General features: G+C 73.5%; 19 protein-coding genes. 7 read left to right on the top strand and 12 right to left on the bottom strand.

Going from position 1 to position 20620, the window contains the following annotated elements:
• Positions 1-205: 205 nt before the first annotated feature.
• The 8 genes from serS to ACFV6D_RS18870 form a co-directional block, all read right to left on the bottom strand.
• Complete coding sequence (gene serS / locus ACFV6D_RS18835) at positions 206-1480, bottom strand: serine--tRNA ligase (RefSeq protein WP_079135713.1); 1275 nt, start codon at positions 1478-1480, stop codon at positions 206-208.
• Positions 1481-2028: 548 nt separating this feature from the next.
• A complete protein-coding gene (gene pheA / locus ACFV6D_RS18840; RefSeq protein WP_063348373.1) occupies positions 2029-2964 on the bottom strand; it encodes a prephenate dehydratase in 936 nt (311 codons plus the stop codon).
• 125 nt (positions 2965-3089) lie between these two features.
• Positions 3090-4424: an iron uptake transporter deferrochelatase/peroxidase subunit gene (gene efeB / locus ACFV6D_RS18845; RefSeq protein WP_380560535.1), complete on the bottom strand. Its 1335-nt coding sequence runs from the start codon at positions 4422-4424 to the stop codon at positions 3090-3092.
• 5 nt (positions 4425-4429) lie between these two features.
• Positions 4430-6463, bottom strand: a complete 2034-nt coding sequence (locus tag ACFV6D_RS18850; RefSeq protein WP_380560536.1) for a FixH family protein — start codon at positions 6461-6463, stop codon at positions 4430-4432.
• Between the two features lie 13 nt (positions 6464-6476).
• The gene (locus tag ACFV6D_RS18855; protein ID WP_079135711.1) at positions 6477-6998 is read right to left on the bottom strand and encodes a copper chaperone PCu(A)C; all 522 of its coding nucleotides are present in this window, start codon (positions 6996-6998) and stop codon (positions 6477-6479) included.
• Entirely contained in the window at positions 6995-7663 is a 669-nt protein-coding gene (locus ACFV6D_RS18860; RefSeq protein WP_063348371.1) for an SCO family protein, read from the bottom strand. Before ACFV6D_RS18860 ends, ACFV6D_RS18855 begins: the two co-directional genes overlap by 4 nt.
• A gap of 79 nt (positions 7664-7742) precedes the next feature.
• The gene (locus ACFV6D_RS18865; protein ID WP_380560537.1) at positions 7743-8498 is read right to left on the bottom strand and encodes a YcnI family protein; all 756 of its coding nucleotides are present in this window, start codon (positions 8496-8498) and stop codon (positions 7743-7745) included.
• A 226-nt stretch (positions 8499-8724) separates the two neighbouring features.
• Complete coding sequence (locus tag ACFV6D_RS18870; protein WP_380430372.1) at positions 8725-9555, bottom strand: hypothetical protein; 831 nt, start codon at positions 9553-9555, stop codon at positions 8725-8727.
• Between the two features lie 229 nt (positions 9556-9784).
• Between ACFV6D_RS18870 and ACFV6D_RS18875 the strand changes: the two genes are divergently transcribed.
• On the top strand, positions 9785-10420 hold the full coding sequence (locus ACFV6D_RS18875) for an ATP-binding protein (RefSeq protein WP_380560538.1): 636 nt from the start codon (positions 9785-9787) through the stop codon (positions 10418-10420).
• On the opposite strand, the gene ACFV6D_RS18880 is transcribed toward ACFV6D_RS18875, so the two are convergent.
• Complete coding sequence (locus ACFV6D_RS18880) at positions 10383-11300, bottom strand: hypothetical protein (RefSeq protein WP_380560539.1); 918 nt, start codon at positions 11298-11300, stop codon at positions 10383-10385. The two genes, ACFV6D_RS18875 and ACFV6D_RS18880, sit on opposite strands and share 38 nt — an antisense overlap.
• Positions 11301-11507: 207 nt before the next feature.
• On the opposite strand from ACFV6D_RS18880, the gene ACFV6D_RS18885 reads away from it, so the two are divergent.
• Together ACFV6D_RS18885 and ACFV6D_RS18890 are read left to right on the top strand one after the other, a co-directional pair.
• The gene (locus ACFV6D_RS18885) at positions 11508-11738 is read left to right on the top strand and encodes a hypothetical protein (protein WP_380373502.1); all 231 of its coding nucleotides are present in this window, start codon (positions 11508-11510) and stop codon (positions 11736-11738) included.
• 30 nt (positions 11739-11768) lie between these two features.
• Positions 11769-13097: an amidase gene (locus ACFV6D_RS18890; RefSeq protein WP_380560540.1), complete on the top strand. Its 1329-nt coding sequence runs from the start codon at positions 11769-11771 to the stop codon at positions 13095-13097.
• 169 nt (positions 13098-13266) lie between these two features.
• Here ACFV6D_RS18890 and ACFV6D_RS18895 read toward each other — a convergent pair whose 3' ends face one another.
• Positions 13267-13908: a TetR/AcrR family transcriptional regulator gene (locus tag ACFV6D_RS18895; RefSeq protein WP_380560541.1), complete on the bottom strand. Its 642-nt coding sequence runs from the start codon at positions 13906-13908 to the stop codon at positions 13267-13269.
• A gap of 175 nt (positions 13909-14083) precedes the next feature.
• Between ACFV6D_RS18895 and ACFV6D_RS18900 the strand changes: the two genes are divergently transcribed.
• The 3 genes from ACFV6D_RS18900 to ACFV6D_RS18910 all read left to right on the top strand — a co-directional run bounded on the left by ACFV6D_RS18900 (position 14084) and on the right by ACFV6D_RS18910 (position 16744).
• Entirely contained in the window at positions 14084-14950 is an 867-nt protein-coding gene (locus tag ACFV6D_RS18900) for an alpha/beta hydrolase (RefSeq protein ID WP_380335405.1), read from the top strand.
• Positions 14947-15567 (top strand): TIGR03086 family metal-binding protein, encoded by a 621-nt coding sequence (locus ACFV6D_RS18905; RefSeq protein WP_380560542.1) that lies wholly within the window; start codon positions 14947-14949, stop codon positions 15565-15567. Before ACFV6D_RS18900 ends, ACFV6D_RS18905 begins: the two co-directional genes overlap by 4 nt.
• 355 nt (positions 15568-15922) lie before the next feature.
• The gene (locus ACFV6D_RS18910; protein WP_063348362.1) at positions 15923-16744 is read left to right on the top strand and encodes a protein phosphatase 2C domain-containing protein; all 822 of its coding nucleotides are present in this window, start codon (positions 15923-15925) and stop codon (positions 16742-16744) included.
• 40 nt (positions 16745-16784) lie between these two features.
• On the opposite strand, the gene ACFV6D_RS18915 is transcribed toward ACFV6D_RS18910, so the two are convergent.
• Both ACFV6D_RS18915 and ACFV6D_RS18920 read right to left on the bottom strand, forming a co-directional pair.
• On the bottom strand, positions 16785-17735 hold the full coding sequence (locus ACFV6D_RS18915) for a pirin family protein (RefSeq protein ID WP_063348361.1): 951 nt from the start codon (positions 17733-17735) through the stop codon (positions 16785-16787).
• A 126-nt stretch (positions 17736-17861) separates the two neighbouring features.
• The gene (locus tag ACFV6D_RS18920; RefSeq protein ID WP_063348360.1) at positions 17862-18365 is read right to left on the bottom strand and encodes an SseB family protein; all 504 of its coding nucleotides are present in this window, start codon (positions 18363-18365) and stop codon (positions 17862-17864) included.
• Between the two features lie 214 nt (positions 18366-18579).
• Between ACFV6D_RS18920 and ACFV6D_RS18925 the strand changes: the two genes are divergently transcribed.
• The gene (locus tag ACFV6D_RS18925) at positions 18580-20409 is read left to right on the top strand and encodes an acyl-CoA dehydrogenase (protein ID WP_063348359.1); all 1830 of its coding nucleotides are present in this window, start codon (positions 18580-18582) and stop codon (positions 20407-20409) included.
• Positions 20410-20620 lie beyond the last annotated feature (211 nt).

The raw sequence follows: 20620 nt of genomic DNA on the forward strand, positions 1-20620 counted from the left end.
GGGGGGGGGGCGGCGGGGGGGGGGGCGGGGGGGCGGGGGGGGCGGGGGGGCGCCGCGGGGGCGGGGGGGGGGGCGGCCCCCCCCGCGCCCCGCCCCCCCCCCCCACCGCTCGGGTGCTCACCGTTGGGGGAGACGGGGCTGGGGCTGGTGGTGCTCATGGGCCGTACGTCTCCCGGGAGTTGCGGGTGGTGCGGGTGGCGCGGTGCTACTTGACCGGTTCGAGGACGGTCCGCCCGCCGAGGAACGGCCGCAGCGCCTCGGGCACGGCCACCGAGCCGTCGGCCTGCTGGTGGTTCTCCAGGATCGCCACGATGGTGCGCGGGATGGCGACCAGGGTGCCGTTCAGGGTGGCCAGCGGGCGGGTCTTGCCCTCCTCGCGCATCCGGATGGAGAGCCGGCGGGCCTGGTACTCGGTGGTGTTGGAGGTCGAGGTGACCTCGCGGTACTTGCCCTGGGTCGGGATCCAGGCCTCGATGTCGAACTTGCGCGCGGCCGAGGCGCCGAGGTCGCCGGAGGCGACGTCGATCACCCGGTAGGGCAGCTCCAGCGCGTTGAGGAAGTCCTTCTCCCACTGGAGCAGGCGGCGGTGCTCGTTCTCGGCGTCCTCGGGAGTGGTGTAGACGAACATCTCCACCTTCTCGAACTGGTGGACGCGGATGATGCCGCGGGTGTCCTTGCCGTAGGTGCCGGCTTCGCGGCGGAAGCAGGACGAGTAGCCGGCGTAGCGCAGCGGCAGCTTCTCGGCGTCGAGGATCTCGTCCATGTGGTACGCGGCGAGCGGGACCTCGCTGGTGCCGACCAGGTACCGGTCGTCCTCGGCGAGGTGGTACACGTTCTCGGCGGCCTGGCCGAGGAAGCCGGTGCCGTCCATGGCGGCGGGCCGGACCAGGGTCGGGGTGATCATCGGGATGAAGCCGGCCGCGGTGGCCTGGGCGATGGCCATGTTGACCAGGGCGAGCTCCAGCAGCGCGCCGACACCGGTCAGGTAGTACGAGCGGGCGCCGGCGACCTTGGCGCCGCGCTCGGTGTCGATCGCCCCCAGGATCTGGCCGAGCTCGACGTGGTCGCGCGGCTCGAAGCCCTCGGCGGCGAAGTCGCGCGGGGTGCCGATCTCCTCCAGGGTGACGAAGTCCTCCTCGCCGCCGACCGGGGCGGCCGGGTCGATGAGGTTCGCCAGCGAGCGGAGCAGGCGCTCGGCCTCCTCCTTGGCCACGCCCTGCTCGGCGTCCGCGGCCTTGACCGCGGCGGCCAGCTCCTTGGTGCGCTGCAGTAGGGCGGCCTTCTCCTCGCCCTTGGCCTGGGCGACCTGCTTGCCGAGCGTCCGCTGCTCGCTGCGCAGTTCGTCGAAGCGACTGCCCGAGGACCGGCGCCGTTCGTCGGCGGAGAGGAGGGCGTCGACCAGGTCGACGTCCTCGCCACGGACGCGCTGCGAGGCGCGCACTCGGTCAGGGTCCTCACGAAGCAGGCGAAGGTCAATCACAGGCCCAAGCGTACCGGGCCAAGGCTCGTCCACCGGTACGGGTTTTCCCCTGGGGATAACCGCCCGGATCCTGTGGATAACTTCTGTGAGGATCGGGCGGGGCCAGGGTTATCCACAGGATCCGGGCGGTGCCTGTGGATTGAAGGGGAGGTCGGCCCTCCGATCACCGAAGCCAGGGAATTGAGGTTTCAAACCTCATTTGACCTTCTCGGGTGAGGGAATTGAAGCACTCAGACAGGTGATTTGCTGGCACACGGGTGACTCTGGTCCGATTAGTCATCTCTACGCCGCTAACCAATGATCCGACCGAAACCCGCAGTGGCTATACCGGTTTGTCGACTCATCCCCAGGCCTGTGGATAACTTTCGGCTGTGGATAGTCCCCGCCCCTGTGGATGGCGGGTTCCGGGGCCACGGGCCCCTGTGGACGACGGGTGCGGTCACCCGCCCCCTTCCGTCCGGCCGCGGGAAAACGATCGGAAAAGGGCGGAAAGACAAAGGACGGCGGTCAGATGTTGTCGCGGTGCCGTCGCGGTGCCGTCGCGTGGATCAGATGTCGCCGCGCCCGTCGAGGCACCGGGAGAGCCAGTCGGCGGCGGCCGTGAAATCGTCGTCCGAGGTCCCCGGCCGCCGGTGCGTGGAGACCTGCCGGTCGGCGCGCGGATAGGAGCCGAGGAACCGCACCTGCGGGCAGATCCGCTTCAGCCCCATCACGGCCTCCGCCACCCGGCGATCGGACAGGTGCCCCTCGCAGTCGATCAGGAAGCAGTAGTTGCCGATGCCCTCACCGGTCGGCCGCGACTCGATCCGCATCAGGTTGACCCCGCGCACCGCGAACTCCTGGAGCAGCTCCAGCAGCGCGCCCGGGTGGTCGTCCGGCAGCCAGACCACCATCGAGGTCTTGTCCGCGCCGGTCGGCGAGGAGACCCGGCCCGGGCGGCCGACCAGGACGAACCGGGTGGTCGCGGTCTGCGCGTCCGCGATGTCCTTGACCAGCGGGTCCAGCCCGTAGATCGGCGCCGCGAACTCGCCCGCGAACGCCCCGTCGTAGCGGCCCTCGGCGACCAGCCGGGCGCCGTCCGCGTTGGAGGCGGCCGACTCCCACTGCGCGTCCGGCAGGTTGGCCGCCAGCCAGCGGCGCACCTGCGCCTGGGCCACCGGGTGGCTGGTCACCGTCTTGACCCCCGCCAGGTCGGTGCCCGGCCGCACCAGCAGCGCGAAGGAGATCGGCAGCAGCACCTCACGGTAGATCATCAGCGGTGTGCCGGCGGCGAGTTCGTCATTGGTCGCGGTGACGGCGCCCTCGACCGAGTTCTCGATCGGGACGAACGCCCCGGAGGCGTCCCCGCCGCGTACCGCGTCCAGCACCAGCGGCACCGAGGCCAGCGGCACCAGCTCCCGGGTCGCGGCCTCGGGCAGGGTGCGCAGCGCCGCCTCGGTGAAGGTGCCGGCCGGGCCGAGGTAGGTGTAGCGGGTGGCCGACATGACGCCTCCGTGGGGAACAGGGTGGAACCGGGGCAGGGGTGTTGCCGAAGAAGTCACCATAACGACTCCGCGCGCCGGCCAGGAAAGCGTTTCAGTGGCCGGGACCGGAGACCGTCGGGGGCGTGCTACTCGAAGAGCTGCTGGCCGAGGTAGCCGCCGGCCGGGACGCCCGGCGGCACCGCGTACAGGCCGCTGGCCTCGTGCCGCAGGAAGCGGGAGAGGCCGTCCCCCCGGGCCAGCTTGCGCTGCACCGGGGTGAAGCCCTTGCGCGGGTCGGCCTGGAAGGCGAGGAAGAGCAGCCCGGCGTCCGGCGAGCCGTCGGGCAGCAGGCCGTCGTGGTACGAGAACCCGCGCCGCAGCATCGCCGCCCCGCCGTTGGCGGCCGGGGCGGCCACCCGGACGTGCGCGTCGGCGGGGATCGCCAGCGCGCCGTCCGGGCCCTGCGCGGCCAGGTCGACGGGGGTGCGCTCGCCGGCCCCGGCGGGCGCGCCGAGCGGCGCGCCGTCCGACTTGCGCCGCCCGATCACCCGCTCCTGCCGGTCGGTCGGCAGCGCCTCCCAGTTGTCCAGCAGCATCCGGATCCGCCGGAACACCAGGTACGAGCCGCCGGCGAGCCAGGCCGGCTGGTCCGGCCCGGCGGTGCAGAACACCTTGGCGGCGAAGCCGTCCTCGCCCGGCTGGGGGTTGTTGGTGCCGTCGATCTGGCCCATCAGGTTGCGGCCGGTCATCGGGCGCGCGGTGGCACCGGGCGTACGGGCGAAGCCGGCCGACTGCCAGCGCAGTGCCGCCGTGCCGGCCGCCTGGCGTTGCAGCACCCGCAGCGCGTGCACGGCCACCAGGGCGTCGTCGGCGCCGATCTGGACGAACAGGTCGCCGTCGCCGCGCGCCGGGTCGAGCGCGTCGGCGGGGAAGGGCGGCAGCGGTTCGAGCGCCTGCGGGCGGCGGTCGGCCAGCCCGGCCTTGTCGAACAGGGCGGCGCCGAAGCCGACGGTGAGGGTGAGCGAGCAGGGGCCGGCGTCCAGCGCCACCTGGTTGTCGGCGTCCTCGGCCGGCTCCCCGGCGGTCAGCCGCTCGGCGGCCTTCGTCCAGCGCTGGAGCAGGGTGCGCAGCCCGTCCCGGCCGACGCCCTCGGCCAGGTCGAAGGCGGCCAGCTGGACCCGGGCCTGCTGGGGTTCGAGGATGCCGGCCTGGTGCTCGCCGTGGAACGGCACCCGGGCCGCGCCGAGCGCGCCGCCTGGCCCGGCGGCGGGCGCTGCGCCGGGGCGGTCCAGGGCGACCGCACCGGCGACGCCGGCTCCGGCGCCGGCCAGCAGCCCGGCGCCGGCGGTGCCGAGCAGGGCCCGCCGGGTGAAGCCGGCGCGGCCGGGCGCCTGAGCACCCTGTGCTGCAGGCCTCTCCGCCTCCGCCCTCTCCGTCGTGTCCCGGTCCGCCGTGGTGCGGTCCGTCGAGGTGTGCTCCATCGTGGTCAGCCGATCTTGAACTGCTGGGTCGGGGTGGTCTGGTCGATGTCGGAGGAGCGGATCTGTACCGACACCACCCAGGTGCCGGCCAGCGGCAGCTGCGCGGTGCCGCTCCAGCGGCCGGTGCCCTCCGGGGTGAGCGCCACCGGCAGCGGGCCGAGGTCGCGGTCCGGCAGGGTGAAGGCGAGTTGCACCTCGGGGACGTCCACCGGCTGCCCGTCCGCGCCGGTCAGCGCGAGGTGCACCTCGTTCGGGCCGGTCCGGGCCGGGTTGAGGGTGACGGTCGCGGTCCCCTTGGCGTTCGGGGTGCGGCCCTTGGTGTCGTACGGGAGCTTGAGCTCCACGGTGCGGCCCGGCTCGGTCTGCGGGGCGGGCGCGCCCCCGGCGGCCGGCCCGGCGGCGGGTGCGACGGCACCGGCCTTGACCTCGCTCGCCACCCGCCCGGGCGGGGAGTTGGTGAGCATCGTGGTGACCACCAGCACCGCCACCGCGACCAGCGCCTCGACCAGCACCGAGCGGCGCAGCCCGGCCCTGGTCGGGGTCAGTCCGCGCTCGCGCCCGGCGCTCTCCCGGGCCGCCTGCTGGCGGGCCAGCTGGGCCTGCCGGAGCGGGTCCTCGGAGTGCGCGGCGGCTGCGCCGACCGGCTCCGGCACCGCGGCCGGTTCGATCTCCGCCGCCTCGGCCGGGGCCGCGCGCAGCCGGGCCAGCCAGGTGCGGGAGAACCAGGCGGCGCCGAGCATCACGGCCACGCAGCCGGTCTTCACCAGCAGCAGCCGCCCGTACTCGGTGCCGGTCAGCGCGCCCCAGCTGCCGAGGCCGCGCCAGGACTGGTAGACGCCGGTGGCGGCCAGCACCGCGACCGAGCCGAAGGCGACCTTCGAGAAGCGGTCGACGACCTGCGCGCCGACACCCTCGCGCAGCGCGACCAGCAGCGCGGCCAGGCCGCCCAGCCAGAGCGCCATCGCGATCAGGTGCAGCATGCCGAGCGGCAGCGACAGCCAGACCTGGATGCCGACCGAGGCGTGGTCGGCGCCGACCCAGGTCGCCGCCAGGGCGATCGAGAGCACCAGCCCGGCGACGCCGAGGCCCAGCCGGGCCTCGCGCTGCGGCCGCTCGGCGGCGCGCTGCTCCAGCTCCCGCAGCTCGGCCTCCTCGGCCTCCTCGGCCTCCTCGTCGCCCGCGCTTCCGGCACTTCCGGCGCTTCCCGCGCTCCCGGCGCCGCCGGGCTGCGCCGCCGGCCGGGCCGGCTGCCCCAACTGGCCGACCAGCAGCGACAGGAACACCCCGCTCGCCGCGAGCAGCAGCAGCCGGGCGGCCAGCGCGGTGCCGATCCGCTCGTCCAGGGTGGCGCGCACCAGCGACAGGTCGAGGGCCTTGCCGATCCCCGAACCGCGCTCGTACGGGCCGCGCAGCATCAGCACCGCGACGGTGGAGGTCAGTAGCGCCGCCCAGCCGGTCATCAGCAGCCGCTGCATCCGGCGCCGGGTGGCGCCCTCTGGCCAGCAGATCAGCACGAACGCGGCGACGCCGGCGAGCAGCGCGAACGCCGCGTACGCGACGGTGCGCCCGGTGCCGTAGAGGGCGGAGACCAGGCCGTCGGCCTTGGCGCCCTGGAGCGCGGTGGCGGACACCGAGGTGTCCGAGGGCGCGCCGATGGAGAAGGTGAACGCGCCGCCGATCGGGTGCGAGTCCTCCGAGACGGCCCGCCAGGCGACGGTGTACGTGCCGTTGGCGAGCCCGCTGTTCAGTCCGACCCGGGCGGTGTCCGCCTTGCCGTCGGCGTGCCCAGGGTTGCCGGTGTCCACCGCCTTGCCGGCCGGGTCGAGCACCCGCACCGAGTCGCTGGACAGCGACACGGACTCGCTGAAGGTCAGCGTGACCGCCTGCGGGGCGGTGGCGACCACCGAGTTCTGGTGCGGGTCGGTGGACTCCAGGGTGGCGTGCGCGGCGGCCGGTCCGGCGCCGGCGAGCATCAGCGCGAGCAGCGCGCCGAGCGTCCCGAGCAGTCCGGCGATGCGGCGGTGGGCGGCCTTCTCCATGCTGGCGGTCCCCTTAACTCTGGCCGGGGCGGTAGGTGAGCTCCTTGACCGGCACCTTGACCGACAGGGTGCCGGACTTGGCGAAGGTCAGGTCGAGCTCCAGCTCGTCGCCGAGGGCGGGGGCCTTCTGCCATCCCATGATCATCAGGTGGGTGCCGCCGCGGGCGAACTGCAACGCGCCGTGCGCGGGCACGTCCAGGCTCGGGACCTGCTCCATGCTCGACGGGGTCGAGCGGTGCATGGTGACGGACTCGGCGCCCGGGCTGCTCACCTTGACCAGCTGGTCCTGCCCGCCGTCGTTGCGGACGGTCAGGTAGCCGGCGGCCATCCCGCCGGCCGGGGGCAGCGGGATGTAGGAGTCGGCGACGCTCAGCTTGGCCGCCCCGCCGCCGGCACCGTCCTGACCGCCTGCCCCGCAGGCGACCAGGATGGCGCCGCCGCCCAGGGCCGTCGCCAGTACCGCGCCCGTGAGCGCCGTCCGCCGGAAGCCGAGGGTCGCGCGGCCGGCCGGGGCGTGGCCGGTCGAGGCCTTCATGCCGCGACCCCCTTGGCGAGCAGCGGCAGGTCGTGCTCGTAGGTCTTCTCCTCGGTGCCGCTCAGGTAGAGCACGTGCGCCTTGTCGTCCGAGGGGAGGAAGGCCAGCACCTGCGCGCCGTGGGTCGAGGTGACGGTGCCGTCCGCGTTGACCACCGGGTCCTCGATCATGATGCCGAGCGACCTGGCGGCCGTCTTCACCTTGGCCAGGTCGCCGGTCAGGCCTATGAAGTCGCTGCCCATCGAGTCCAGCCAGGTGCGCAGCACCTTGGGGGTGTCGCGCTGCGGGTCGGTGGAGACGAAGACGACGTTGACCTTCTGCCGCTCCTCGGCCGGGAGCGCCTTCATCGCGACGCCGATGTCGCCCATGGTGGTGGGGCAGACGTCCGGGCAGCTGGTGTAGCCGAAGAACAGCAGCGTGGTCTTGCCGTTGGTCTGCTGCCGCAGGTCGTACGGCTGGCCGGAGGTGTCGGTCAGCTGGAGGTCGGGCTTCTCGAAGTTCTTGGTGAGCACCGTGCCCTGGTACGGCGAGTCGGACTTCTGCTTGGTGACCTTGGCGGGGGTCGAGCCGCCCCCGGAGGAGCCGCAGGCGGTCAGCGTCAGGGCGGCGGCGAGCGCGACGGCGGCCGCGCCGGCCAGGCGGGTGGTGCGGGTGGTGCGGGGCATGGGAGATCCGATCGTGCGGGGCGGGACCGCCGGCGGGACCGTACCCGGGGCGTGGGTACGGCCCCGCCGGCGGGGTGGGTCAGGAGGCGGAGCCGCTGCTCCGGCGGCGCAGGCCGAGCACGCCGACGGCGGTGCCGATCACGCCGACCACGATGCCGACCACGCCGAGCACCCGGGCGGTGGAGTCGCTGGTCTTGGCGCCGGCCGGGGCCGCGGCGTGGTCGGAGCTGTCGCCGTGGGCGCCCGCGGAGGGGGAGGCGGTGACGCCGCCGTGGGCGTCCTCACCGGCGGCGGCCTTGGTGAGCTTCAGGACGGGGGCCGGGTGGGCCGGCTCGGGCTGGCCGTCCTTGGACTCGTCGATCCAGCGGACGACGTCGCCGTTGTCGTAGGTCTGCAGGGTCTTGAAGACCATGCTGTCGGCGTCGGACGGCAGCGGGCCGATCGAGACCCGGAACTCCTGGAACTGACCGGGGGCGATCTTGGTGCCGGCGTCGGCGGTCCAGGTGATCTTGGAGACGGCCTCGTTGACGTCGCTGCCGTGCACCTTGATCGGCTTGTCGAGCTTCGCCTTCTCGACGGCCGCGGTCCAGCCCGGCAGCGGCAGGGTGCGGACCGAGGCCAGCGGGTGGTCCAGCGGGAGGTTGACCTCCAGCTTCACCGTGCCGGCGGCGTCGCTCTCGTTCGGCACCCGGAAGTCGACGGCCGTGTAGCCGCCCTGGGCGGCCGCACCCGGGTTCACGGTGACGTGCGCGAACGCGGGGCCGGCCAGCGCCACCACGGAGGCGGCGGCGGTGAGGGCGACGGCGGCGAGACGGCGGGTGGGAAGGGAACGCATGATGGGGTGTCTCCGATCGGAGCTCGGCGGACCGGCCCGCGTCCGGGCGACGGGAAGACCGTGCCTCGGCGGGGCCGCGCGTGGGGACGTGCTGGGGACGTGTGGGGGCGGAAACCGGGGGCCGTCGGCGTGTCGGGGACACACGGGATGTCGGGGACACACGGGACCGGCCCGGGGACGCTGCGCACGACCGGGGCCCGACACGAACGGGGCGCCAGGAGCCGGATCAGTACGCGAAGACCCCGCGCGGCGGACCGCGCCGCACCACGCTGTGCCGCAGCGCGGCACCCGCCGGAAGCGGACTCTCCCCGCCCCGGACCCCGAACCGACGGGCCGGACCGGCCGCGCCGAACAGGCCGCGCAGCAGCGCCGCCACCAGCACCAGCGCCGACCGCAGCGGCGCCGCCCAGTGCTCCCGGGCCGCCGACGCGGTCACCCGCACCAGCCGCCACAGCGCCGCCTCACCACGCCGCAGCCACCAGCCCGCCACCAGCGCGGCGGCCAGGTGCCCGGCCAGCATCGACGGCGTCATCCCGAACACGCCGCCCTGCCACCACGGGGCGACGGCGTACGCGTTCGGGTCCAGGCCCGCCGAGGAGACCAGCTGCTCGGCGGTCGGGCTCCCGGGCAGGCCGGCCAGCGTGCCGGGGCGCGCCTCGTTGCAGATCAGCCGGCCCGCCACGGTCGGCAGGGTCAGCGGACCGGAGCCGCCGTGGTGCATGCCGGCCATGCCGCCGATCGCGGCGTGGCCGTTGAAGCTGTGGAACAGGCAGTGCAGCCCGAGCTGACCCGCGCCCAGCGCACCGGCGATGGCCGTCAGCGAACGCTCCCGCCCGCCGCAGGCCACCGCGAGCACCAGCACCGCGGCGAAGCCCGTCGCCAACGCGGCCGGCGGCACGTTCCCGCCACCCGCCAGGGCGTGCCCGGCGGCCGCTATCAGCGTGCACACCAGGGCGAACGGGACGGCCCGGGCAAGCCGCAGGTCCCAGGCGGCGGCCCCCACCGGCGCATCCGGTGCGAGGGCGCCCGGGAGCGGGGCGGCGGGGAGGGCAGTCATGGCCGAGACATCATCTCACCGCCTACCTCGCCCGCGTGGGCAGGGTGGGAAATCCCTACGAATGCCCCGTTCGGCAGCGGCGTGCAGGCCGGAGAGTGCGCCACTCGGCACAATCCACGGCCTCAGTCCATCCGCCGAACGGGCGGCAGCGGGCCCCGGGCACGGTTCACCGCCGAATCGCCCGGAGATACCTAGTTGTATGTGGAGCCGCAGCCAGGAGGGACCTCCCGTGGACATCTGGTGGACTCTGCACCTCAAGCGCGACCCGGCCAGCGTCCCGCTGGCCCGGCGCATCCTGCTCGGTGCCATGGCGACGGCGGGCGTCGACCCGCAGATCGCCCACGACCTCGGCGTCGCCCTCAGCGAGGCCTGCGCCAACGCCGTCGAACACGGCGCCGGCGGGCGGCCCGACGACGGCTTCCAGGTCACCGCCTCGATCAGCGGCGACCGCCTGCGGATCGAGGTCACCGACTCCGGCCCCGGCCTGCCCGGCCCCGTCGGCACCCCCGCCCCGGCGCTGCGCCGCCGCCCCGTCCCCCCGCCGCCGCCCCGCCCGACCGCGCACCGCCGCCCCCGCCGCGGCCGCGCCACCGTCCCGGCCCGGGTCCTCACCGCCCACCAGCCCCGGCGCGACGGCCACCCCTACGACACCCACGTCCTCCCCGCCCGCCCCGCGGTGCCCACGCTGCGCCCCGTGGACCTCGACGCCCTCCCGGACCTCACCGCCGAATCCGGCCGCGGCCTCTTCCTCATCCACGCCCTCACCGACCACGTCCAGCTCCGCAACCACCCGCTCCGGGGCGCCATCGTGAGCTTCGACAAGATCCTCAAGTGGCAGGACGGCGCCTTGCTGCAGGCGTCCTGACACGGCGAACTGATGACGACGCGCTGATGACGGCGGGCTGATACGACGAGCTGATACGACGAACTGATACGACGAACGCCGGGGGCGCGGGGGTCGTGGCGCCACCGGCCTCGGCGACCCGGAACTTGCCCTCGAAGGGGTTGTAGAACTGGGTGCAGGCGTTCGGCTTGTTGTTGGCCGGAGTGGGCACCTTGTCGTTGTCGAACGCGTCGGAGCCGGCGTCGTAGTTGGCGCCGTAGTTCCCGACAGGGGCCTTGGCGGTGGCGGCGATCCGGACCTGGTAGGTGATCTTCTCGCCCTTGGCCAGCTTGATGTCCGGCGACTGGAGGGAGCGGTCGTCGAGCTTTGCGGGCTTCCAGCCGGAGCCGGTGTTCAGCTGCACATCGAAGAACTCGGTGCTCCACTGGACGGGGTAGTCCCCGTCGAACTCGTCGGTGACGTAGAGCGAGTTGTGGACGACGGGCAGATCGATGCCGCTGTTGTTCTGCCAGGTCACGCTCAGCTCGGCGGCCGGTCCGCCCTTGACCAGGGTGGTGCCGTACAGGCCGGAGCCGGTGACCTTGAGCAGCGGGCTCTGGTGCACGCCGCCGCTGCACCGCATGCTGTTGGTCGGGGTCGGCATGGGCAGGGTGGACGGCCGGTTGGTGGGGGTGGCCGTCGCGGTGCTGCTGGGGGTGGTGCTCGGAGTCGCCGTGGTGGGGGCGCTCGGGGTGGTGCTCGGGGCCGGGGTGCTCGGCGCCGGGGCGCTCGGGGTGGCCGTGGTGGAGGTGGGGGGCGGAGAGGAGGGGACTCCGACCGCACTCGCGCTGACGGCGCCGACCGTGGTGCCGAAGGAGAGCGCCATCAGCGCGGAGGCGGCCAGAAGGCGAGAAGAGCGCACGTTGAGAAGCTCCAGATTGGGGTAAATGGGGTCGATTTCGGGCGACTTGAGGCGTCCGGCAGGGCCGTCGGCGCGGGTCGCGCCCGCGAACCCTACCGGTTGCGAGTGGCTTGTTTCGATCAGATTTGGCGCTAAGTGATCGATGCTGCCCAGGCGCCCGTTCGGCCACCGGTTGCCGGGGTGGCCGGGGGGCCTGACGATGGCCGCATGAAGCACCAGATGCGAGCCGAGTACGGGGCCGGGGGTGCGACCGGCGGGGTGCGGTTGTGGCACATGGTCCGGGGGGTGGAGAGCGTGGCGATGTGCGGCCGGGAGCTCGACCCGGACGCGCAGGTGCGGGAGCCGGTGGACTGGGGCAAGACACCGGAGCTGTGCTGCCACACCTGCGGGGCGTACTACCTGCGCGAGACGCCGTACCTGTCGGCCGAACACCAGTAGTGCGCCAACGGGTGGTCTACCGTGATCGGCATGGAGCAACCCCTTGCCAAGCCGCGGTCGTTGACCCGTGAGGCCGCCGGGCTGCGGTCCGGCGTACCGGGCCTGTCCGAGCACGTCGACCGGTTCTGCGCGCTGGTCGAGCGGGTGGACCCGCTGATCCACGCGTTCGTCCCGGAGCCGGGGCGGCACGATCGGCTGCGCGCGCAGGCGCGGGCGCTGGCCGCGCGGCACCCCGAGCCGGCCGGGCGGCCGCCGCTGTACGGGGTGGCGGTGGGGGTCAAGGACATCGTGCACGTGGACGGGCTGCCCACGCACGGCGGTTCGGCGCTGCCGCCTGGAGTCCTGGCGGGGCCGCAGGCCGTGGTGGTGGACCGGCTGCGGGCGGCCGGGGCGCTGGTCGCCGGAAAGACGGTGACCGCCGAGTTCGCGGCGAGCGCGCCAGGACCGACCCGCAATCCGCACCATTCCGGGCACACCCCGGGCGGCTCCAGCAGCGGGTCGGCGGCGGCGGTCGCGGCGGGGCTGGTGCCGCTGGCGGTCGGCACCCAGACGGTGGGGTCGGTGATCCGGCCGGCCGCGTACTGCGGGGTGGTGGGTTTCCGGCCCACGTACGGGCGGATCCCGATGGCCGGGGTGATCCCGAACGCGCCGAGCTTCGACACCCTGGGGGTGTTCACGGCCGACCTGGCCGGGGCGGCCCTGGCGGCCGCACTGCTCTGCGACGACTGGCGGGGCGACGACTGGCGGGGCGGGGCGGCGGCCGGGGGCCGGCCGGTGCTCGGGGTCCCGGACGGGGCGTACCTGGAGCGGGCCGAGCCGGCGGCGCTGCGCGCCTTCGAGGAGAGCCTGGAGCGCCTGGCGCAGACCGGCCTGACGGTGCGCCGGGTGCCGCTGTTCCCGGACTTCGCCGGGATCACCCGGCAGTTGCAGACGATCAACCGCTTCGAGCTGGCCCGCGGCCACGCCGACTGGTTCGCCCGGTTCGGCGGCCTGTACCGGCCGGAGACGGCGGCCAGCATCCGGGTCGGCCAGGGCGTCGCGGCAGAGGACCGGGCGGCCGCGCTCCAGGCCCGGGAGCGGTTGCGCGAGCGGGTCGCCCGGGCGACCGCCGAGGCCGGGGTGGACCTGTGGCTGGCGCCGTCGGCGACCGGCGGGGCGCCGGAGGGCCTGCACAGCACCGGGGACCCGGTGATGTCGCTGCCGTGGAGCTACTTGGGCCTGCCCGCGCTGAGCCTCCCGGCCGGGCGGACGGCGGAGGGGCTGCCGCTGGGCCTCCAGGTGGTCGGCACGGCGGGCGGCGACGAGCGGCTGCTGGCCCAGGCGGCTTTCCTGGAAGGGGCGCTGGGCCGAGAAGCCTAGAAGCGACCCAGGGGCTCTCTTTCGGATCACGCCGGGCGCGCGACGCCGGAGCACGCACCTCGCCGCGTTGTCGTCGGTCGCCGATACTCCGCATGGACTCCCTCCTCCGCCTTGCGATGCACGCACTCCGACGCCGCGCGCTGATCCGACGTGATCCGAAAGAGAGCCCCTAGGCGAGCGCCGGGTCGGCCGGGTCGGTGGCCTCGGCGCGCAGCAGGCGCAGCAGGAGGCGGGCGGCCCGCTGGTAGGGGATGTCCTCGTCGTGCAGCACGGCCTGGGAGTTGGCCGTCTCCAGGAGGGCGATCAGGGCGAAGGCGAGGTCGTCGAGGTCGGTGTCGGGCCGCAGGCCGCCGGTGGCGCGGGCCTCGGCGAGGGCGTCGGCGATCACCTGGCGCCACTCGCGGGCGCAGTCGGCGAGGGCGTCCCGGACGGCGCCGGGGCGGGCGTCGAACTCGGCGGTGACCTCGTAGAAGAAGCAGCCGCCGGGGAAGATCCGGGCCCGGGAGTAGGCGAGCCAGCTCTCGCAGAGGGCGCGGGCCCGGGCGAGGCCGGGCGGGGTGTCGGCGACCGGGGCGACGACGGCGTCGGCGAAGATGCGGCGGGCGGCGCGGACGGTGGCGAGTTGGAGCTCCTCCTTGGAGCCGAAGCCGGCGAACACGCCGCTCTTGCTGAGCCCGAGGTCGGTGGCGAGGCGACCGATGGAGAGCGCGCCGAGGCCTTCGACGGAGGCGATCGCGACGGCGCGGTGCAGCACCGCCCGGCGGGTCTCCTCGCCGCGCAGGACCCGTCCGTCCGTGGTCGATCCGGCCATCGGCCACCTCAGTTCTCGTTGTCGTCGTCGCCGTCGCCGTGTGTGCCGCCAGGGTAGCCCGGGGGTGGGCGGCGGACTTCCCGTCCATAAAACTGTACGAACGGTCGTGCTAATATCCGGACCCAGCACGGCCCCCGCACCCCGGCACGCCCGTCCGCACCGACAGGGAGACCGCATGGACCCGGCCCTCGCACTGGTTCGCACCGCCCTCAACACCACCTCGCACCTGGCGCCCCGGCTGGCCGGCCGCGCCGCGTACGAGCTGTTCCAGCGTCCGCTGCGGCGCAGCGCCGTCCGCCCCGCCGAGCGGGAGACCCACCGGCAGGCCGCCGTCGAGCGGATCACCGTGAACGGCAAGGAGGTTGTCGTCTACCGCTGGGGCGACGGCGCCCGGCCGGTGCTGCTGATGCACGGCTGGCGCTCCCGCGCCTCGCGCTTCGCCCCCTACGTGCCCCGGCTGCGCGCGCTCGGGCTGAGCCCGGTCGCCTTCGACGCGCCGGGCCACGGCGACTCCGGCGGCCGGGCCACCACGGTGCTGGAGTACCGCGCCATCGCCGGGCAACTCCAGGACGGCTACGGCGGGTTCGAGGCGATCGTGGCGCACTCGCTGGGCGTGGCCGGGGCGTTCCTGGCGCTGCGCGAGGGAGTCCGGGCCGGGCGGCTGGTCGCCCTCGCCGGGGTCAGCGAATTCGCCTACCTGCCGGGCGCGTTCTGCGCCGGGCTCGGCCTCGGCCCGGTGATCGAGCGGGACCTGCGGCACCGGATCGAGCACGAGCTGTTCGCCGGCACCGAGGACCCGTGGCGGCGCTTCGACGCCGCGCACCGGCCCGAGGAGGTGCCGCTGCCGATCCTGGTGGCGCACGACGAGGGCGACGACGTGGTCGGAATATCACACGCGCGGCGCCTGAAAGCCGCGTACGGTGACCGGCTGGAGCTACTGGTCACCCGAGGGCTCGGCCACCGCCGGATCGTCGCCGAGCCCACCGTCATCGACAACGCGATCGGCTTCCTGTCGGCCGGTCAGGAGGTCAGCGCCGCATGAGCCGTGCCGGAGAACTCGTCGAACTGCACGCCCGATCGCTGGACTTGGCCGCCGAAGTGGTGGACGGCCTGCGGCCCGACCAGCTGGAGCTGCCGAGCCCGTGCGCGGGCTGGACGCTGCGCCGGCTGATGGGGCACATCGTCGGCCAGCACCAGGGCTTCGCCGCGGCCGCCCGCGGCGCCGGGCCCGACCTCGCGCTCTGGGCCGACGCCCCGGTCGGCGACGACCCGGCGGGCGCCTTCCGCCGCACGGGCACCGAGCTCACCGCGGCGTTCCGCGAGGCCGCAGCGGCCGGGCGCGACGTCTGGCTGCCGGAGATCCAGCACGGCGGCCCCTTCCCGCTGGCGCACGCGGTCGGCTTCCACCTGCTCGACACCCTGGTGCACGGCTGGGACGTCGCGGCCGCGCTCGGCGTCCAGGCCCCGTTCACCGCGGTCGTGGACGGCGACGAGGCGCTGGCGGCGACCCTGCTGGCGGTCGCCGAGGCCGTCCCGGCCGCACCGGAGAACCGGGTGCCGGGCAAGGCGTTCGCGCCGCGCCTCGAAGCGGGTACGGCGGGCGGCCGGTTCGACCGCGCGCTGGCCCTGCTCGGGCGGGACCCGGTCTGGAAGGCCTAGGAACGCGGGTCCGGAGAGCCCGGTTCGGAGAGCTAGGCGTGCCGGCCGCCGCGCTGTTCGTCGGGGAAGCGCGGCCCGCCGATCAGGAAGAGCAGCGCGGCGGTCGGAAAGCCGGTCGAGGCGGCCACTAGCACGATGAACTCCCAGAACATCTCCTGCTCCTCGTCAGTCCCGGGCCGCCCGGACACCCGAAGGTGATCTCAAACCTGACAGGCCCTGATTGGCCGAATTGTCCGGTCGTTATTCGACGGTATGACCGGATTGCCCCGGCTGCCACCGGGCGGCGGCGACCGGCCCGCGCCACACCGGCGCAGGGGTCTGGGCGCGGGCCGGGGGCGGCGGCCACACTGTCGGGATGCAGCTACAGCTCGCAGGGGAAGCACGGCGGCCGGACCGCGAGAGCGAGGACTTCGCGGCGGCCTCGCCGGAGGCGCTGGTACTGCTGGACGGTGCGAGTTCGCCGACCGGCCTGGAGTCCGGGTGCCGGCACGGAACCGCCTGGTACGTCCGCCGGTTGGGCGTGCACCTGCTCGCCCGGCTCACCGACCGGGTGGACCGCTCGATCGCCGAGTGCCTGGCCGACGCCATCGTGGAGACGGCCGCGCTGCACGGCGGCCGCTGCGACCTGGGCCACCCCAACACCCCCGCGGCGATGGTGGTGGCGGCCCGCCGGCACGGCGAGTCGCTGGAGTACCTGGTGCTCGGCGACTCGCTGCTGGTGCTGGAGTACAAGGACGGCCCGCCGAAGGTGATCGGGGACAACCAGCGCTTCCCCGGCGGGGAGGAACTGCGCCGGCAGGTCTGGGCGACCGTCCCCGGCTCGGCCGAGCGGGCCGCGCTGCACCTGGAGTACGCGCTGGCCGTCCGGTCCGCCCGCAACCGGGGCAACGGTCCGTGGATCGCCGCGGCCAGCCCGAAGGCGGCCGGGCACGCCGAGACCGGCTTCGTCCGGCTGGAGCGGCTGCACGCGCTGGCCGCGCTCACCGACGGCGCCTCGCGCTTCACCGAACGCTTCGGGCTGGGGAGTTGGGCGGACGCGCTGCGGCTGCTCGCCGAGTCCGGTCCGGGCGAACTGATCGCGCAGGTCCGCGAGGTCGAGCGGGCGGACGCCGCCTGCGAGCGCTGGCCGCGCGGCAAGGCGCACGACGACGCCTCGGCCGTCTACGCGCTCCTGTAGCGCGCGGAGGACGGCCGAGGCGTCGCCGGGGGTGGTGCCGTCAGTCGATCGGGTGGCCGAACCGGCCGGACTGGAAGTCCCGCATGGCCTGCTCCAGTTCGCGGTGGCTGTTCATCACGAACGGCCCGTACCAGGCGACCGGTTCGCGGATCGGCTGCCCGCCGAGCAGGATCACGTCCAGGTTGGGGTGGCGGGAGTCCTGCTTGGTGTCGGCGGTGATGGTGATGGTGTCACCCTCGCCGAACACGGCCGCCTGCCCGGTGTGGATCGGGCGGCCCTCGGCGCCTACGGTGCCGTCGCCGTTGAGGACGTAGGCGAGCGCGTTGAAGTCCGGCCGCCACGGCAGGGTGACCTGCGCGCCCGGGGTGATGCTGGCGTGCAGGAGGGTTATCGGGGTGTGGGTGACGCCCGGGCCCCGGTGGCCGTCCAGCTCGCCCGCGATGAGCCGCAGGATCGCGCCGCCGTCCGGGGTGGAGAGCAGCTTGACGTGGCCGCCGTGGATGTCCTGGTAGCGCGGGGCGGCCATCTTGTCGGAGGCCGGGAGGTTGACCCACAGCTGGATGCCGTGGAACAGGCCGCCGGTGGCCACCAGCGACTCCGGCGGCGTCTCGATGTGCAGGATGCCCGAGCCGGCCGTCATCCACTGGGTGTCGCCGCCGCCGAGGTGGCCGCCGCCGCCGTGCGAGTCCTTGTGGATGAACTCGCCGTCGATCAGGTAGGTGACCGTCTCGAAGCCGCGGTGCGGGTGCCAGGGCGTGCCCTTGGGCTCGCCGGCGGCGTACTCCACCTCGCCCATCTGGTCCATCATGATGAACGGGTCGAGGTGCTTGGTGTTGATCTTGGCGAAGGCGCGGCGGACGGGGAAGCCCTCGCCTTCGAAGCCCTCGGGTGCGGTCGCGATGGTGAGGACCGGCCGGGCGCTGGTGGCGGCGGGGTCGGGGGTGGCGACGCGCGGCAGGGTCAGCGGGTTGTCGACGGTCACGGCGGGCATGTCGGCCTCCTTCGGGGGGTTCCTCTGGCCTACGTCCACGAGGTTAGTTCAATTCTCAACAACAAGCAAGTTGAAAGTTGAACCATATGGTGACGAAGGAGCGCGGGGCTCCTCCTCCAGGATGGGTCAGCCGTACATGCGGCGCATGGTGAAGTCGACCATCTGCTCGACCGCCTTGGCGTCGAACACCATCCGGTGCTCGCCCTCCATGTCCAGCGCGAAGCCGTAGCCGGTCGGCAGCAGGTCCAGGACCTCGGCGCCGGTGACGGTGAAGTGCTTGGAGTCCTTGCCGGCGTAGCGGCGCAGCTCCTTCAGCGAGCTGAACATCGGGATCACCGGCGTCGGCGTGTTGTGCAGCGCCAGGAAACCGGGCCGCTCACCTCGCGGGCAGTGCACCTTCGAGGTGATGAAGATGGCCTGGAAGTCCTCGACCGCCATCGAGCCCGTGGTGAACGCCCGGACGGCGTCCGCCAGCGACGGCGGGGAGGGTTCGGGGTAGAGGGACTGCTGGGATGCCTGCGACTGCGCGCCGTAGGCGTCGGGGCCGGGCATGCCGTTCATGCCCGGCTGCGGACCCGCCTGCTGCTGGTAGGGGTCGCCCGGGTATGCGTTCTGGTCATATCCGTACACACGGACAGGCTATCGGGAGCGCACCCGCCCGTGCGGGCGTCGATCCTGACAAGGACTGGTCGTCCCGCCTTGTGGGACGTGACCACGTTCATAGCGGATTCACCGCCAGGGGCTTGCCCAAGTTACCGCTGGGTAGCATCATGATGCGTACTGGTGGGTACGGGGCGCCCGAACGCGGCGGTCTCCCGGAAGCGACGAACCGGAGAAAACGGCCATGGGTCACTACAAGTCCAACCTGCGGGACGTGGAGTTCAACCTCTTCGAGGTGTTCGGTCGCGAGCAGGTCTACGGCTCCGGACCGTTCGCGGACATGGACGTCGAGACCGCGAAGAACATCCTGAGCGAGATCTCGCGCCTCGCCGAGAACGACCTCGCCGCGTCCTTCGTCGACAGCGACCGCAACCCGCCGGTCTTCGACCCCGAGACCAACACCGCGCCGGTCCCGGCCACCTTCAAGAAGAGCTACCAGACCTACATGGACGCCGAGTGGTGGCGTCTGGGCATCCCGGAGGCGATCGGCGGCCAGGTCACCCCGTCCTCCCTGATCTGGGCCTACGCCGAGCAGGTCCTGGGCTCCAACCCGGCCATCTGGATGTACTCCTCCGGCCCCGCCTTCGCCGGCGTCGTCCACGACGAGGGCACCGAGGAGCAGAAGAAGGTCGCCCAGCGGATGACCGACCGCCTCTGGGGCGCCACCATGGTCCTCACCGAGCCCGACGCGGGCTCGGACGTGGGCGCCGGCCGCACCAAGGCGATCAAGCAGGAGGACGGCTCCTGGCACATCGAGGGTGTGAAGCGCTTCATCACCTCGGGCGAGCACGACATGTCCGAGAACATCATCCACCTGGTGCTGGCCCGCCCCGAGGGCGGCAAGCCCGGCACCAAGGGCCTGGGCCTGTACATCGTCCCCAAGTTCGACTTCGACTGGGAGACCGGCGAGCTGGGCGAGCGCAACGGCGCCTACGCCACCAACGTCGAGCACAAGATGGGCCTCAAGGCCTCGAACACCTGCGAGATGACCTTCGGCGCCAAGCACCCGGCCAAGGGCTGGCTGCTCGGCGAGAAGGTCGACGGCATCCGCCAGATGTTCAAGATCATCGAGTTCGCCCGGATGATGGTCGGCACGAAGGCCATCGCCACCCTCTCCACCGGCTACCTGAACGCCCTGGAGTACGCCAAGGAGCGCGTGCAGGGCGCCGACATCTCGCAGTTCCTGGACAAGACCGCCCCGCGCGTCACCATCACCCACCACCCGGACGTGCGCCGCTCGCTGCTCACCCAGAAGGCCTACGCCGAGGGCATGCGCGCGCTGGTCCTGTTCACCGCGTCCGTCCAGGACGACATGGTGGCCGCCGGCCTGCGCGGCGAGCGCGACGAGGCCGCCGAGCGCCTCAACGACCTGCTGCTGCCGATCGTCAAGGGCTACGGCTCCGAGAAGTCCTACGAGCAGCTCGCCCAGTCCCTGCAGACCTTCGGTGGCTCCGGCTACCTGCAGGAGTACCCGATCGAGCAGTACATCCGGGACGCCAAGATCGACACCCTCTACGAGGGCACCACCGCGATCCAGGGCCAGGACTTCTTCTTCCGCAAGATCGTCAAGGACGGCGGCCAGGCGCTCACCGCGCTGTCCGAGCAGATCCAGAAGTTCCTCGGCGCGGCCGAGGGCGGCGACGCCCTGGCCGCCGAGCGCGAGCTGCTCGCCAAGGCCGTCGGCGACCTGGACGCCATCGTGGGCAAGCTGCTGGCCGACCTCACCTCGGTCGAGCAGGACGTCAAGAACATGTACAAGGTGGGCCTCAACACCACCCGCCTGCTGCTCGTCTCCGGCGACGTCGTCGTCGGCTGGCTGCTGCTGCGTCAGGCCGCGGTGGCCCTGGCCAAGCTGGAGGCCGGCGCCTCGGAGAAGGACGTCCCGTTCTACCAGGGCAAGGTCGCGGCGGCCCGCTTCTTCGCCAAGAACGTCCTGCCGACCGTCGCCCCGCAGCGGCTGATCGCCGAGGGCATCGACAACGAGATCATGGACCTGGCGGAGGAGGCCTTCTGAGGCCCTCGCCCCACCCGTCACCCGCCGCCGCGCCCCCAAGGGCGCCGCGAGGGGCGTGACACCTCTCCGACCGTCTGACACCACCCTCACGCCGAAGGGGCCCGCGCCCCCCCCGCCCAAAGGCGTGTGACCCCCATAGCCGCCCCCCGGCCGGTCAGGTGGCCCCCCCCCCCCCCACCCCCCACAAGCCCCCATCGCACCACATTCAAGC

It is taken from the genome of Kitasatospora sp. NPDC059812 (assembly GCF_042732075.1).
Lineage (GTDB): Bacteria > Actinomycetota > Actinomycetes > Streptomycetales > Streptomycetaceae > Kitasatospora.

What these genes read in the sequence shown, in the direction of transcription:
- pheA (WP_063348373.1), bottom strand. Translation starts at nt 2,964, where the DNA reads ATGTCGGCCACCCGCTACACCTACCTCGGCCCGGCCGGCACCTTCACC.
- efeB (WP_380560535.1), bottom strand. Translation starts at nt 4,424, where the DNA reads ATGGAGCACACCTCGACGGACCGCACCACGGCGGACCGGGACACGACG.
- ACFV6D_RS18850 (WP_380560536.1), bottom strand. Translation starts at nt 6,463, where the DNA reads ATGGAGAAGGCCGCCCACCGCCGCATCGCCGGACTGCTCGGGACGCTC.
- ACFV6D_RS18855 (WP_079135711.1), bottom strand. Translation starts at nt 6,998, where the DNA reads ATGAAGGCCTCGACCGGCCACGCCCCGGCCGGCCGCGCGACCCTCGGC.
- ACFV6D_RS18860 (WP_063348371.1), bottom strand. Translation starts at nt 7,663, where the DNA reads ATGCCCCGCACCACCCGCACCACCCGCCTGGCCGGCGCGGCCGCCGTC.
- ACFV6D_RS18865 (WP_380560537.1), bottom strand. Translation starts at nt 8,498, where the DNA reads ATGCGTTCCCTTCCCACCCGCCGTCTCGCCGCCGTCGCCCTCACCGCC.
- ACFV6D_RS18870 (WP_380430372.1), bottom strand. Translation starts at nt 9,555, where the DNA reads ATGACTGCCCTCCCCGCCGCCCCGCTCCCGGGCGCCCTCGCACCGGAT.
- ACFV6D_RS18885 (WP_380373502.1), top strand. Translation starts at nt 11,508, where the DNA reads ATGAAGCACCAGATGCGAGCCGAGTACGGGGCCGGGGGTGCGACCGGC.
- ACFV6D_RS18890 (WP_380560540.1), top strand. Translation starts at nt 11,769, where the DNA reads ATGGAGCAACCCCTTGCCAAGCCGCGGTCGTTGACCCGTGAGGCCGCC.
- ACFV6D_RS18895 (WP_380560541.1), bottom strand. Translation starts at nt 13,908, where the DNA reads ATGGCCGGATCGACCACGGACGGACGGGTCCTGCGCGGCGAGGAGACC.
- ACFV6D_RS18900 (WP_380335405.1), top strand. Translation starts at nt 14,084, where the DNA reads ATGGACCCGGCCCTCGCACTGGTTCGCACCGCCCTCAACACCACCTCG.
- ACFV6D_RS18905 (WP_380560542.1), top strand. Translation starts at nt 14,947, where the DNA reads ATGAGCCGTGCCGGAGAACTCGTCGAACTGCACGCCCGATCGCTGGAC.
- ACFV6D_RS18910 (WP_063348362.1), top strand. Translation starts at nt 15,923, where the DNA reads ATGCAGCTACAGCTCGCAGGGGAAGCACGGCGGCCGGACCGCGAGAGC.
- ACFV6D_RS18915 (WP_063348361.1), bottom strand. Translation starts at nt 17,735, where the DNA reads ATGCCCGCCGTGACCGTCGACAACCCGCTGACCCTGCCGCGCGTCGCC.
- ACFV6D_RS18925 (WP_063348359.1), top strand. Translation starts at nt 18,580, where the DNA reads ATGGGTCACTACAAGTCCAACCTGCGGGACGTGGAGTTCAACCTCTTC.